Origin of the sequence: Candidatus Accumulibacter contiguus (assembly GCF_036625285.1) — a bacterium.
In the GTDB taxonomy this organism is placed as follows: domain Bacteria; phylum Pseudomonadota; class Gammaproteobacteria; order Burkholderiales; family Rhodocyclaceae; genus Accumulibacter; species Accumulibacter contiguus.
On sequence record NZ_JAZKUC010000001.1, the window covers coordinates 333,650 to 347,794 of the forward strand.

The following is a 14,145-nucleotide window of genomic DNA, read 5'->3' on the forward strand; positions in this document are numbered from 1 at the left end:
ATTTTCTGTCCTTCGTCGCCTGGCCATTTCTTGAACAGTGAGGGATTCGAATGAAGGAGACAATCACGGCCGCCTTGCTCATCCTTGCAGCGGCATCCGCGACGGCCCAGGTCTCGGTTTCGGTCGGAGGTTCGGGTGAGGTCGACGTGAAAACCGGCGGTGCCGGGGGGGTGAGCGTAAACACCGGTAATGGCACCAAGGTCAATACCGGCAAGACTTCCACCAGCACCAAAGGCAACGCCGTGTATGTGAATCCCGGCCAGAGTTCGTCCTCGATCACTCATTCACCAGGCACCACCGTCACGACCCGCAAGGGGGATGACGATGCGAGCGGTATCCGCGTGGTGAATGGCAATGTGACGATCGACGGGGTGAAGGTACCACCCTCGGCGACCCGGTGGACAGGCAAGGACGGTACCCGGTACCTCATCAAACGCTCGGGCAAGGGGAACGTCAGTGTCGAAGAGATGGATGAGTGAAACACCCACGAATCTATCGTTCCTCAGAGGCCGCGCTGCCTTGCCGCATCGCCGTGTCCAGTAACTGCCGCATACGTTGCCAGCGTGATCCTTGCCAGAAGACACGAGCGCAAGGACTGCAGAAGGTGGGTAGTGGTCCAAACGTGGATATGAGCCCCATATAGTATTTTATAATCAATATATTAGGGATTTGTATATCCACTTGAGGAACACCACCCAGAAGGTGAAATGTTGCCGGTTTGCCCGAACGGACGGCGGCAAGCATTCGATTACCTGTATCTTGTCGATCGCCAGCAAAGGCGCGTTGCACTCCAGGCAGAGGGTGAACGGGCTGAATCGCTGAACCAGGTCCAGCCGCTGGCTTTTCCCGCGCGAGACGGTGCTTAGGTGATTTCCGGGAATCAAGATCCCGAACAACTACCGCAGCGGCTTGTTTTTCTGGCCATGAGCCCGGCCTAACACCATGACTCTTGGTACGGCAATTTGCGGAAATCACCTTAAGCGAATCGCCGTGGCCAGGTAAGGCGATTTCCAGGATAAGAAACCCCGGACAAGATATCCTGCCGCACGTATCAGCATTGCTTCTTGGCGCGATGCCAGAAGGCAGAAGACGACGTGCGCATGGCAGGAGCCGTTGGGCTTCGTTCCTCAGCCCAACCTACGTTCGTTGCGTCGTGACGCCGTCGAAGCGCGGATGGTTCGCCCACCACATCCTTCTTCCTGCCACCGTTTCGCCCTTCGCTCGCCAGGGTGGCCTCGCCGCCGTAGGTTGGGCTGAGGAACGAAGCCCTGGAGCAAACTCCTGGGATCGAAGGGCTGCAAAGCCTCTCGTGTACCGCTAACCTCAGTTCGGGATAAGAAAAGTGGGTCAGATTATTTGTAAGCCATTGATTTACCAATGCGGGTTGGACTTACTAACTAAGGAGCCCCAACAGGTGTCGAAGATATCCTCACCGGCTTTCCGTGAGTCGCTGTGCGAAAGCGGTTCCGGCCTGCCGTGCCGAATGGGAGCAGTGCAGGCCGGAGCGGCGGTGTCGTCGCGCGTGCGGCGTACAGCGACCGTTGGTCTGCTCACCACGCGCAAATCCGGGTCGATGTCGCGTCGTTCTCCTAGCACGACTTTTCAGTTGGGCTGCGAACGAAGCGGCCAGGCAAGGGAATATTGCCTTTGCCAATATTGAGGAAACCGTAAGCGAGCCCAGGTTCCACCATATTCAAGGTGTAAGTCGGCTTTCCTTGGGCCGAGATCTGAAAACTGCCGTGCCGTGGCGCGGAACTCGCACTTGAAATGGCCCTCGTCGCTCGCCGAGCAGCGGGCCGACCGCGCTTCTGCGATGTATGCCTGGCAGAGGATGGCGGCAAGGACGCTGTGCACCACAAGCGAACGCGGCCTTGCTCCGGAAAGTCTTGCCGGGATCACCGTCAACAACAGCCTCCCACGACCAAGCCATCCAGGAACGATCCGCCCTGGCGGCACAGGAGACCGCGGAAGTCCAATGCAGGCAGGGGCATGAGGCCACGTTCCCGAATGCCTTTTACGGGTGGTTTGTCGACTGCTTGCGGGTGGCATGACGGTGTTTCAGTCGGTAGAGGCTCTCAGTGTGGCCCAGGTTCGCGCACCCACCACGCCGTCCGTAGTGAGACGGTGCCGTGTCTGGAAATCAAGCACGGCCTCCCTGGTATGATCGCCATAATGGCCGTCCACCCGGAGACGATAGCCGGCATCGATCAACTCGTTCTGCAGATCCACGACGGCATCGTTGCGGTCTCCAGGGCGGAGTGTCTGATTCCTGGCGGTGGGTGTGCTCTCCGCCAGCCAGATCGCTTTGGCCTTGATCAAGTAGCGTTGGCGGTCATCGAAGCCATTGAGGCCGCCATTCACTGCGCGCGTCACGGCGCGAATGTCGTCGCGGTCGGCAAATCGGTTAATATTCCGGCGTCGCCAATACGAGACCGCCGACAACAGTGCCCACGGGAATTTTTCCAGTTCCATCGGCTGCTGCTCGAAATCCGGCGCTTCGGGAACGATCTTGCGGATGTCGTCACGGGCTTCTCGATAGTTCGCCCGTCCGGTGGTCTGGATCAGGCCCCGGCCTCGATACCGGGGACCATCTCCCGGTTGCACATTCCCCAGATCCTTTCTGCCCTCGTAGGCGTTGCCGGAGGCAAACTCACGAGTCGTTCTGAAGTGGGCACTTTCGTGCGCGAGTTGGGCCATGAAATGACAAATCTGGAGCGGGGTCTCGATTCCGCCCTGAACAATGAACTGCTGGTTGTCCACGATTCCTTGCACGATCGAAGAAACCGCAGAGGCTGATAGCTCGAAAATGTCCGATGCAGTGATTTGTTCCATAGTTAATCTCCTAAAAAAACAATGAACAATTAAAATTCAGGCCGATCTCGCCACACTGGCTGTCGCCCACCCTGGCGCTTCATGTAGGCGCAAGCAGCAGAGGGAGGATCGCCTTGATGGACCGCAGATCGAATTTGCAAGGAAACAATTCGCCAGCGCCCAATACTGAACCGCCGGGGTCGCAGGGGCAAGGCTACTATACCATTTCAGACAAGCCGTGCCTGCTCAATCGTTGAGCACCACGCTGGTATAGACTTCCTGAACGTCGTCGAGGCTTTCGAGTGCGTCGATCAGCTTCTGCATGCGCAGCGATTCGTCGCTGCCGAGTTGCGTTTCGTTCTCGGCCTTCATCGTCACGCCAGCGTACTCGGACCGGAAACCGGCAGCTTCGAGCGCTTCCTTGACCGTCATGTAGTCGTTCGGCGCGGTGATCACTTCGACCGAGCCGTCATCGTTGGAGAGCACGTCGTCGGCGCCGGCTTCGATCGCCGCGTCCATCAGCGCGGCTTCGTCGGTGCCGGGGGCAAACAGCAACTGCCCGCAGTGCCTGAACTGGAAGGCAACACAACCGTCGGTGCCGAGGTTGCCGCCGTACTTGTTGAAGGCATGGCGCACGTCGGCAACGGTGCGCGTCTTGTTGTCGGTCAGGCAGTCGACGATCACCGCGGCGCCACCGATGCCGTAGCCTTCATAACGGATTTCGACGTATTCGACGCCTTCGATCTCGCCGGTTCCCTTCTTGATCGCGTTGTCGATCTTGTCCTTGGGCATGTTGACGCCCTTGCCCTTGTCGATGGCCAGACGCAGACGCGGGTTGAACGACGGATCGCCGCCGCCCATTTTGGCGGAGACGGTGATTTCCTTGGCGATCTTGGAAAAGGATGCGCTGCGCTTCTCATCCTGGCGGCCCTTGCGGTGCTGGATGTTGGCCCATTTGGAGTGTCCTGCCATGCTGACCTCTGATGATTGCTGATCGGGTCCGGCTGCTGCCGAGAGCAACAAACCCGACCGCAAATGGTTGATAATCAAGCCCCGCATTTTAGCACTTCCCGCGTTCCCTCCCTGCCACCACTTTCCGGAGTCGATCATGGTTACCCCTCTGCTCATCGCCAGACACGAAGATACCGATCTGTCCCTGCTGCCGGCCCTGGCCAACCGGCATGGCCTGATCACCGGCGCCACCGGCACCGGCAAGACGATCACCCTGCAGTTGCTCGCCGAACGTTTTTCGGCGATTGGCGTGCCGGTGTTCATGGCCGACGTCAAGGGCGATCTCTCCGGTCTGGCCGCTCCCGGCAGCCTGACGCCGAAGCTGCAGGCGCGCCTGGACGCGCTCGGCGTCACCGACTACGCGCCGGCGAAATGCCCGGTCACCTTCTGGGACGTGTTCGGCGCGGATGGACATCCGGTGCGCGCGACGGTCTCGGACATGGGACCGGTACTGCTGTCGCGGCTGCTGAACCTCAACGATACGCAGGCCGGAGTGCTGCAACTGGTATTCCGCATCGCGGACGACAACGGCCTGTTGCTGCTCGATCTCAAGGATCTACGGGCGATGATCCAGTACGTCGGCGAGAACGCCAAGACCTTTACCAGCGAATACGGCAATGTCTCGGCAGCTTCGATCGGCGCCATCCAGCGGGGCTTGCTGAACCTCGGCGAGCAGGGTGGCGAGGTCTTTTTCGGCGAGCCGATGCTCGACATTGCCGACCTGATGCAGACCGACGATGGCCGGGGAGTGGTCAATATCCTGGCCGGTGACAAGCTGATGGCCTCGCCGCGCCTCTATTCGACTTTCCTGCTCTGGTTGCTCTCCGAGCTGTTCGAGCAAATGCCGGAAGTCGGCGACCTCGACAAACCCAAGCTGGTCTTCTTTTTCGACGAGGCACATCTGCTGTTCAATGAAGCGCCCGCGGCACTACTGGAAAAGATCGAGCAGGTGGTGCGCCTGATCCGCTCGAAAGGCGTCGGCATCTATTTCGTCACGCAGAATCCGCTGGACATTCCCGATACCGTTCTCGGTCAGCTCGGCAACCGGGTTCAGCACGCGCTGCGCGCGTTCACGCCGCGAGACCAGAAAGCCGTGAAAGCTGCCGCGCAGACCTTGCGGGCGAATCCGAAGTTCGATGCCGAGACGGCGATCACTGAACTCGGAGTCGGTGAGGCGCTGCTTTCCTTCCTCGACGAGCAGGGCCGGCCAAGCGTCGTCGAGCGTGCCTTCATTCTGCCGCCGACGTCGCGAATCGGCCCGCAGACCGCCGAGGAGCGGCAGGCGGTAATCCGGAGTTCGGCGATCTACGGGCATTACGAAAATGTCGTCGACCGCGAGTCGGCTTACGAGAAGCTCAAGGGAAGCGCCGTCGCCGCGCCGCCGAAAGGCGGCACGCCTGCTGGCGAGGCGCCGCCAGCGGCGGCCGGTGGCGGCTGGCTCGATGGTCTGGGCGACCTCTTCGGCGGTGCCGGGAGTGGCCGGGGACGCGGCGATTCGGTGATCGAGACGGCGGCCAAGAGCGCCGCGCGTGCCATCGGCTCGCAGGTGGGTCGCGAGATCATTCGCGGCGTTCTCGGTTCGATCCTCGGCGGCGGCTCGCGCCGGCGCTGAGTTTTGGCAATTTTGATCCCCTGCTGACGAACGAGCGAGGCTGCAAATGGTACCCGAAGAAATGACCCTGGGCGACGCGTCGCTGATTACCGCAACCTTCCTGTTTACCGACATCGAAGGCTCGACGAGCCTGTGGGAGCGCGAGTCGGTGGCCATGCGCCTTGCCCTGCAGCGCCACAACATGCTGCTATCGTCAGCCATCGAAGGCCACGGCGGCTACGTCTTCAAGACCGTCGGCGACGCTTTCTGTGTCACTTTCGACGATGCTGCCGAAGCGCTCAGGGCTGCCTGCCAGATCCAGACCAGCGTCGCTGCCGAGAAGTGGCCGACGCGTGCCGCGCTGCGGGTGCGCGTCGCACTGCACACCGGCCCGGCGTACCTGAGTCATGGAGACTATTTCGGCACGACGGTGAACCGCGTTGCCCGCCTGCTGGCGGTGACGCACGGCGGGCAGACCCTGTTGACCTCGAAGACCGAAGTGCTGGTGCGCAATTCCCTGCCTGCCAGCAGCAGCCTGCACGATACCGGCATGCTGCGCCTGCGCGACCTGCCGCACCCGATGCATGTCTTCCAGCTCGTTCATCCGGGTCTGTCGGCGAGCCTGCTGGAAACGAGTGACGCTTCGGGTGGCAACAAACTGACGGCGGAACCTCTGGCACGCTTCCGCCCGATCGATATCTACGAGGTGCCGACCTTGCCGACGATCATCATCCAGGCAGTCAAGATGATGCAGAATCCCAATGTCGATGCCCGGGCGGTGGAACGATTGATGATCAACGACCCGGCGATCTCGGCCAAGATCCTGCGGGTCGCCAACTCGGCCTTCTTCGGTTTCTCCCGTCGTGTGGCCACCATTGCCGACGCCGTGCGCGTGCTCGGCTTCATCAATGTGCAGGGAATGCTGATCTCGGTCGGCGCATTCGATGCCTTTCGCACCGAGCGACTGAACCTGGTCGATTTCTGGAAACACTCGATCGCCACTGCCACCGCGGCACGTTTCCTCTCGTCGCGAGTGCACTGCTCGGCCGACGAGGCGTTCATGGCCGGCCTCCTGCACGACATCGGCAAGCTGATCTTCGCCGTGCAGGCCGAATCGGCTTACCGACAGGTGCTCGAACTCAAACGCGGTTCGGCCATGAGCAGTCTCGAAGCCGAGCGCACGCTGTTCGAGTTCACCCATCCCGAGGTTGGCGAAATGGTTGCCGAGCGCTGGGATCTGCCGGCAAAGTACCTCGCCGCCATCGCCCACCATCACGACCCCGCGGCAGCCGGTGACGAGCGCATGTTCTGCGCGCTGATCGGTCTCGCCGACCAGGCGGCGTACGCGTCGCTCGGCAGTCACGCGCCTGCCGAGCATGACGCCGAGCGGACGGCCTTGCTCGACGAAGTCGACCTGGGCCAAGCGCAGTGGGAAGACTGCCTGCTGCATCTGCACCAGGCGCGGGCGACCATCGGGGCATTCGTTGGTGCGATTCAGTGAGATCAGCAGCCGCTCAGCCGGCGGTCACGCCCTCGACGATCGGCGAAATCACTGACCACTCCTCGATCCCGGACAGTTGGCAGCCAAGCTGGCGGGCCATGCCCTGGGCGCCGCTGGCCATCACCGCGAAGTGGCGCCAGGCGAAGACCGGCCGCAACAGGGGTGCCAGGCGACGCATCCAGGGTTTGCTCAGTTCGACGTCCCAGCGGTACGTGAGGCGTACTGCGCCGGGGCTGGCCTCCTCGATGACCCACAGCCCGATGCCGCGCAGGTCACCGCTGGCCGCAGCTTCGAGTTCCCGCCAGGGTTCCGCGCGCCGGGTGGTCATCACGATCCGCAGCAGGTAGCCCAGGCCGCTACGCCAGAGGAAGGCATGCCGCGAACCGATCCCATCCTGGTCGCCGCTCGCGAGGCTGTTGACGCTGGCCAGGTGTGGCCACCAGGCAGGCCAGTCCACGGGGTTGATCAGCAGCTCCCAAAGGCGCTCGCGGGTCGTTTCCAGGCGCCAGCGGCTGATCATCACAAAACGCGGGCTCACCGTCCTGGTGACAGCGGCAGAACCTCGCGGCCACGGACGAAGGCCACCGCGCCCTGGTCGCTGCTCACCTCACCGTGCTCGCTGCCAGCCGGTGCGAGGTGGAACTCGCCGGCCTGGACCAGCACATCGCCGAAGAAGGCGTCACCACTCAGCATGATGCATTCCTCCTCGCCGTCGTGTGCGTGCGCCGGCAGGTGTGCCCCCGCTGCCAGGCGGAAGAAGCGCGAAATGACGTCGCCGTCGCGCCAGAGAATCTTCTGCTCGATGCCTTTGGCAATACCTTGCCAATCGCCTTCACCAGCGAAGACGGTATGGCTCGCCGGACCATCGCCCGGGATCAGGCCTCCGAGCAGCTCACCGAGGACGCTCCTGGTATGCCCGAGTGAAGTGCCACGCAAATAGGCCAGTGCGCCGGTACGGGAGGTAATGCGCGCATGCCGACTGCCCGGTGGTGAAACATGGTAGTCGCCCGCTCCCAGGTTCAGTTCGCCGAGTTGCAGGCCACCGCGCAAGACGATCCCTTCCTCGAGATGATGGTGGCGATGTACCGGCAGCATGGCTCCAGGGGCCAGCTCGATCAGTACCGATGCGCCTCGTGGACCCTCCCAGAGGGTCTTGACGCGGATGCCGGCCTTGAGCGCGCGCCAGTTCCCATCGCCGGCGCGAACGGTGAGCAGCCCGGCGTGCCGGCGAACGCTGTCGCCGATCCGGCACAGCAAGCGGCTGCGCAGGTCGGTACGCTGGCGCACAGGCAGGTCGATCGGCAGCAGCCCCTCGCAGATCAGGCGAGTCAATATGCGGGTATCGCCGTCGTCTTCAGGGGGATTGGCGAATTGTTCGGGATTCATGGCGTCACCATTGGCGAGCGAGGATCATCGGCGCCGAGCAACTGGCGCAGGCGCAGAAGAGCGCGGCGGATATGGGATTTGACCGTGCCCAGAGGAAGACACATCTGGCAGGCGATCTCTTCGTGCGAAAGATCCCGGAAAAACGCCAGCGCGAGCAGTTGCCGGGGCAGGGGATCGAGATCCTGCAGTGCGGCATGCAGGCGGTGCTGTCGCTGTACGGCCAGCAGCAGATCCTGGGGGTCATTGTCTTCCTGCAGGTCCGCAAGACGATCCTCATCCAGGGCTTCGGCCGGGTCTCTGCGGCGCAGGGCGTCGAGCGCACGGCTGCGGGCAATGGTCAGCACCCAGGCCAGGACACTGCCACGGGCCGCATCGAAACGCGGCGCCTGCCGCCAGACCTGCCAGAAGGCATCTTCGGTCACCTCTTCGGCAGTTTGCACCTGGCGGGTGATGCGCAGTGCCAGTCCGTAGACGCGTCCGGCCAGCGCCTCGTACAACTCGGCCAGCGCCTGCTCATCCTGGTGCACGATACCGGCAATGCAGGCCTGCAGACGCGCCTCGTCAGCCAGCACCCGCTGTTCTCGGGCTTGCCCTTCCGCCAGTTCAGCCTGGTCGGTCGTGGGGAGCGTTCGGGCATCGAAATCGTCGGTTTCGTTCATCTCGTGGGCTTCGGTTTCCGCGTCGGACGAATTCTGCCCGATCAGGACCACAAAGCCAAACGCCTTGGCGAGAACTTCAGAGGGCCGTCGGTTGGCAGCATCCGCGGCGCCTCCGCAGGCGGCAGGCTGGCCGGTCACGCCGGGATGCCGATGAAGGGTTGGTGTTGTGGTGACATGTCAATCATACGCACGAAGTCACGCAGCGGATGCAGGCAAGGTTCCGGCCGGCACCGCAAGCCATCGACCGCGACGTGCAAGGGTGCGTCCGCGTATCGCTATTTCCGCCCGCCAAGCAGGCCCAACAGCCCTTCGGCGAGGCGTTGTATCGTTTGTGGGTCGGGCATGGGCAGTTTGAGGTAGCGTTCTCCGGTCGCCGGATCGGTCTGTACCCAGGGTGACGCACGCTCGCCGCTTGACGCCGCAGAGAGCTCGCCGAGCAGTTGCGCGCCGGCGGCCAGCAGCGGCGCCCAGGGATCAGCGGCGCCCGGTGCGGTCGCGGTGGCCGGCGGCGCTGGCTCGCTGGCCGGGCTGCGTTCGCCAGCGGGCGGTGCTGCCGTCGCGTCGGCGGGCGTGGGAGAGAGGTATTCTGCCTCGCCGTCGGCTTCGTTCTCGGCACCTGTCGTGGCTTCGAGCGGCGAGGGGTCCGACTCTTCGACGGTGCTCTCGCTGGCTACTGCGCCGGAGACCTGCTCGACCGTTTCCATGAACTTCGACAGGCGCGTTCCCTGCAGCACGACTTCGCTTTCCCCTCCGTCGAGGACGCCGGCGAACAGGGATTGCTTGAACGCCAGCACCGAAAGCATGCCTTCCTCGATGGTTCCCTTGGCGACGAAGTTGATCACCTGCACGCCGCGCGTCTGGCCGAGCCGGTGTACGCGACCGATGCGCTGTTCAAGCACCGCGGGATTCCACGGCAGATCCATGTTCACCACCACGGCTGCCGCGTGTTGCAGATTGAGGCCGACGCCGCCGGCATCGGTGCTGAGAAACAGGCGGCAGGCGGCGTCGTGGTTGAAGCGCTCCACGAGCGCGCCACGCTTGTCACCGGGAACGCCACCGTGGAACAGGACATGTTCCCAGCTGCGCTGGCGCAGGCGGCGGATGATCAGCTCGTGGGTGCGCAGCCACTGGCTGAAGACGACCACCTTGGCCTGTGGGTCGGCGAAGATGTCGTCGAGCAGGGTCAGCAGTTCGTCGGCCTTGTAGCCGTCATCGGTTTCGTGGTCGATCAGGAAGCTGCTGTTGCACGCCATGCGCATGTTCTGGAGCGAGCAATGCATGCGCAACTGGTCCTTGTCGGAAAGGAAGCCGGTATGCCGCCAGCGCTGCACGATGCGCGCGACGACCTGGCGATTTTCCTCGTGGTGGTCGGCCTGCAGCGGGCTCATCGGCATGAACAGGGTGTTGTCGACGCGCTCGGGCAGTTGTTCGAGTACCTCCGCCTTGCGTCGCCGCAGCATGATCGGCGCCAGCGTCTCGCCGATCCGGTGCAGTTCGCGGTAGCCGATGACGCGTCCGCGTTCGTCGCGTTGCTGGTGTTCGTCGAGCAGCCGCCAGGTCGGTCCAAGCCGGTACTGATCGACAAACTGGACGATCGAGATCAATTCCTCGAGCCGGTTCTCCAGTGGCGTGCCGGTCAGCACGATCGCATAGGGGCTGTCGATGCGCTTCAGCGCGCGCGCGGCGATGGTGTTCCAGTTCTTGATCCGTTGCGCCTCGTCGACGATCACCACGTCCGGAGCCCAGGCCTGAATCAGGTCGAGGTCGCGGCTCAGCGTCTCGTAGTTGGTGATCTTGCAGAATCCGTCCTGCGCATAGCGCGCCTGGCGGACAGCGCGCAGACCGCCGATGATGGTGGCGCAGCGATCGCTGAAACGGGTGATTTCCCGTTCCCACTGATGTTTGAGCGAGGTTGGGCAGACGATCAGTACACGTTCGGCGGCAAAGTGGCGGGCAAAGATTTCGACCGCCGCGATCGCCTGTACCGTCTTGCCGAGGCCCATTTCATCGCCGATCAGGGCACGACCGGCGCGCGCAGCAAAGAGTGCGCCTGCGCGCTGATAGGGATAGAGCTCGACCTTGAGCAGCGTTTTCAGTTCGGGACTGTCGGCGCCGAGCGGATAGGCAGCGGCGAGGGTCTGCCTGCGTACCTCGCCGTCGCGGACTTCGGCGATGTACGACAGCGCGTCATCAGCACAGCGCAGATCGTGGCCGGCGGCGCGAACCTCGTCCACCCAGGCCGGCAGATCGGCAAAGTGCTCGGGTGACAGTTGCCAACCCCTGGCGGTATCGAACAGACGGTCGGCGGTCGGCTGCAGTTCAGCGGGAAAATCGCTACCGAGCCGCAGGCGGACGCGCCGCTGGCCGGCATAGTCGAGGAACAGTTCGCTGAACGATCCGCAAAAACCGCGCTCGAGTGCGCTCTTGCCGCCGCGCCTGGCGCTGATCTGGGCGAGCGTGAATTCGACATGCTTGCAGGTACCCAGATCGTTGGTCGCGAAGTCGGGACAGGAACAATGGTTGTCGCCGGCCTGCGCGCCGCGGATCGCGACCCGGTAGCGGCGACCGCTGTCGGGGTTGAACACCGAGAACTCGGAAAAAACCGGATCATCGCCCAGGTTCTCGAGTTGAAACGGCTGCTCGCGGCCGAATTGACGACGCAGCGCTCTTTGCCAGTCATCGACCGGCAGATCCTGGGGTTTGCGCTGGCGCGAGAGGCGCGGTTCGGCGGCGCTGCGGGGAGAGGTTTTACGGTCGGTGGTGTTTCCGGGTGTTCTGGTCATGGCGGGTGTGCTCGCTGGTGTTTGCGGGGAAAAAGGGTTCCGGAAGTCAGCGCTTGAGGCGGGCGAAGGCGCTGGCCATGGCACCGGTCGGCTCCGGCTGGCTGCGCTGCCGCTCCTGGGCTCTGGCCGAAGCGGGTATCCTGGCCATTTTCGGAGCGTTCGGCAAGTCGTCGGCGAGTCGCATGCTCAGAGCGATGCGCTGGCGTGGCAGGTCGACCTCGAGGACCTTGACCTTGACCACGTCGCCGGCCTTGACGACGCTGCGCGGGTCCTTGACGAAGCGGTCGGCGATCGCCGAGATATGTACCAGTCCGTCCTGATGGACACCGATGTCGACAAAGGCGCCGAAGTTGGCGACGTTGGTAACCACTCCTTCGAGGATCATTCCCGCCTGCAGATCCTTGACGGCCTCGACGCCTGCACGAAAGTTGGCGGTGCGGAACTCGGGACGCGGGTCGCGACCGGGTTTTTCGAGTTCCCTGAGGATGTCGAGGACCGTCGGCAGGCCGAACTTCTGGTCGACGAATTGCTCCGGCAACAGTGCCCTGAGCAGTTGCGAGTCGCCGATGACTTCGCCAATTCCCTTCTTGACGTTGGCGAGGATACGCTCGACGAGCGGGTAGGCTTCCGGGTGCACCGCCGAGCGGTCGAGCGGATTGTCGCTCTCATGGATGCGCAGGAAGCCGGCCGCCAGCTCGAAGGTCTTCTCGCCGAGGCGGGACACTGCCCTGAGCGCCTGCCGGTTGGGAAAGGCACCGTGTTGGTCGCGGTGGGCGACGATGTTCGCCGCCAGCGTCGGGCTGAGTCCGGAGACGCGCATCAACAGCGGTGCCGATGCGGTGTTGACGTCGACACCGACCGCGTTCACACAGTCCTCGACGACCGCATTGAGCGCCTTTGCCAGCCTGGTCTGGCTGACATCATGCTGGTACTGGCCGACACCGATCGACTTGGGATCGATCTTGACCAGTTCAGCGAGCGGATCCTGCAGGCGGCGGGCGATCGACACCGCACCGCGCAGGCTGACGTCGAGTTCCGGGAATTCCCGGGAGGCGTATTCCGAGGCCGAATAGACCGAGGCGCCGGCCTCGGAAACGACGACCTTGGCGAGCTGCAGCTCGGGTTGCTGGCGGATCAGATCGGCGACCAGACGATCGGTTTCGCGCGAGGCGGTGCCGTTGCCGATGCTGATCAGCTTGACCTGATGCTTGCGTGCCAGCACGGCCAGGGTGTGCAGTGTGCCGTTCCAGTCACGGCGAGGTTCGTGCGGGTAGACCGTGGCGGTTTCGAGCAGCTTGCCGGTGGCATCGACGACGGCGACCTTGACGCCACTGCGCAGGCCGGGGTCGAGGCCCAGCGTGGCGTGTTTGCCGGCGGGTGCGGCGAGCAGCAGGTCGTGCAGGTTGGCGGCAAAGACGCGGATCGCTTCGGCCTCGGCGCGCTCGCGCAGGGCCTTCATCAGTTCCAGTTCGAGGTGTAGAGAGGCCTTGATTCGCCAGCTCCAGCGTACCGTCTCGAGCAGCCATTGGTCGGCTGGCCGGCCCTGGTCGACGATGCCGAAGTGTCGCGCGATGCGTCCCTCGCAGGAGTTGGGCGCGCTCTGGTCAAGCTCGCCGTCAAGGACCAGCGACAGTTGCAGCATGCCCTCGTTGCGGCCGCGGAGGAGTGCCAGCGCGCGATGCGAAGGGATCGCCAGGATCGCTTCAGTGTAGGCAAAATAATCCTGGAACTTGGCCGCTTCGTTTTCCTTGCCGGCAAGGACCGTCGACTTCACGAAACCATGCGCCTCGAGATGGCTGCGCAGTTCGCCGAGAAGCCCGGCGTCCTCCGAGAACTGTTCCATGAGAATCTGTCGAGCACCGTCGAGGACACTTCTGACATCGGCAAAACCGGCTTCGGCGTTGAGGTAGTGCGCGGCTTCGGTTTCGGGTGAGCGCATCGGGTTGGCCAGCAGCACTGCGGCGAGCGGCGCGAGGCCGGCCTCGCGGGCGATTTGCGCCTTGCTGCGCCGCTTCGGTTTGTACGGCAGGTAGAGGTCTTCGAGGCCTTGCTTGGTCTCGGCGGTGTAGATTGCGGCGGCCAGTTCGGGCGTCAGTTTGCCTTGTTCCTCGATCGAGGCGAGGATGACACGGCGCCGTTCCTCCATCTCGCGAAGGTAGAGCAGGCGTTCGTCGAGCAGGCGTAACTGGATGTCGTCGAGTCCGCCGGTGACTTCCTTGCGGTAGCGTGCGATGAACGGCACCGTCGCCCCTTCGTCGAGCAGGGCAGCCGTGGCCAGTACCTGCTGGGGGCGGCAGCCGATCTCTGCGGCGATCTTCTCGGCAATTTTGTTGGCTGCGGGGTATTCTATCTGTGGGGGCATCGGCGATGACGAGTGTGTGGAATGACTGGAAAGACCGCGAA

Annotated in this window: 11 protein-coding genes; 3 read left to right on the forward strand and 8 right to left on the reverse strand. The window is 63.4% G+C overall.

Annotated features, from left to right (window positions below):
- Positions 1-50 precede the first annotated feature (50 nt).
- On the forward strand, positions 51-479 hold the full coding sequence (locus V5B59_RS01695) for a hypothetical protein (protein WP_034909219.1): 429 nt from the start codon (positions 51-53) through the stop codon (positions 477-479).
- A gap of 174 nt (positions 480-653) precedes the next feature.
- On the opposite strand, the gene V5B59_RS01700 is transcribed toward V5B59_RS01695, so the two are convergent.
- From V5B59_RS01700 to V5B59_RS01710, 3 genes are all read right to left on the reverse strand, one after another.
- Positions 654-896 carry a Mut7-C RNAse domain-containing protein gene (locus tag V5B59_RS01700; protein ID WP_332351514.1) on the reverse strand — a complete coding sequence of 81 codons (243 nt, stop codon included), beginning with the start codon at positions 894-896 and terminating at the stop codon, positions 654-656.
- Positions 897-2,058: 1,162 nt separating this feature from the next.
- A complete protein-coding gene (locus tag V5B59_RS01705) occupies positions 2,059-2,832 on the reverse strand; it encodes a peptidoglycan-binding protein (RefSeq protein ID WP_169071073.1) in 774 nt (257 codons plus the stop codon).
- Positions 2,833-3,057: 225 nt separating this feature from the next.
- The gene (locus V5B59_RS01710) at positions 3,058-3,783 is read right to left on the reverse strand and encodes a YebC/PmpR family DNA-binding transcriptional regulator (protein WP_169071077.1); all 726 of its coding nucleotides are present in this window, start codon (positions 3,781-3,783) and stop codon (positions 3,058-3,060) included.
- A gap of 136 nt (positions 3,784-3,919) precedes the next feature.
- Between V5B59_RS01710 and V5B59_RS01715 the strand changes: the two genes are divergently transcribed.
- Both V5B59_RS01715 and V5B59_RS01720 read left to right on the forward strand, forming a co-directional pair.
- Positions 3,920-5,434 carry a helicase HerA-like domain-containing protein gene (locus V5B59_RS01715; protein ID WP_169071072.1) on the forward strand — a complete coding sequence of 505 codons (1,515 nt, stop codon included), beginning with the start codon at positions 3,920-3,922 and terminating at the stop codon, positions 5,432-5,434.
- A gap of 46 nt (positions 5,435-5,480) precedes the next feature.
- Positions 5,481-6,914 carry an HDOD domain-containing protein gene (locus tag V5B59_RS01720; RefSeq protein ID WP_169071071.1) on the forward strand — a complete coding sequence of 478 codons (1,434 nt, stop codon included), beginning with the start codon at positions 5,481-5,483 and terminating at the stop codon, positions 6,912-6,914.
- A gap of 13 nt (positions 6,915-6,927) precedes the next feature.
- Here the strand turns inward: V5B59_RS01720 and V5B59_RS01725 are convergent, their stop codons facing one another.
- From V5B59_RS01725 to V5B59_RS01745, 5 genes are all read right to left on the reverse strand, one after another.
- On the reverse strand, positions 6,928-7,434 hold the full coding sequence (locus V5B59_RS01725; protein ID WP_169071070.1) for a hypothetical protein: 507 nt from the start codon (positions 7,432-7,434) through the stop codon (positions 6,928-6,930).
- 14 nt (positions 7,435-7,448) lie between these two features.
- A complete protein-coding gene (locus V5B59_RS01730) occupies positions 7,449-8,300 on the reverse strand; it encodes a cupin domain-containing protein (RefSeq protein WP_169071069.1) in 852 nt (283 codons plus the stop codon).
- Positions 8,297-9,097, reverse strand: coding sequence for an RNA polymerase sigma factor (locus V5B59_RS01735; protein ID WP_288130336.1), 801 nt, complete (start codon positions 9,095-9,097; stop codon positions 8,297-8,299). The genes V5B59_RS01730 and V5B59_RS01735 overlap by 4 nt, the downstream gene beginning before the upstream one ends.
- A 137-nt stretch (positions 9,098-9,234) precedes the next feature.
- Positions 9,235-11,742 (reverse strand): DEAD/DEAH box helicase, encoded by a 2,508-nt coding sequence (locus tag V5B59_RS01740; RefSeq protein ID WP_169071068.1) that lies wholly within the window; start codon positions 11,740-11,742, stop codon positions 9,235-9,237.
- A gap of 46 nt (positions 11,743-11,788) precedes the next feature.
- Positions 11,789-14,104 carry a Tex family protein gene (locus tag V5B59_RS01745; protein ID WP_169071067.1) on the reverse strand — a complete coding sequence of 772 codons (2,316 nt, stop codon included), beginning with the start codon at positions 14,102-14,104 and terminating at the stop codon, positions 11,789-11,791.
- Positions 14,105-14,145: the final 41 nt, after the last annotated feature.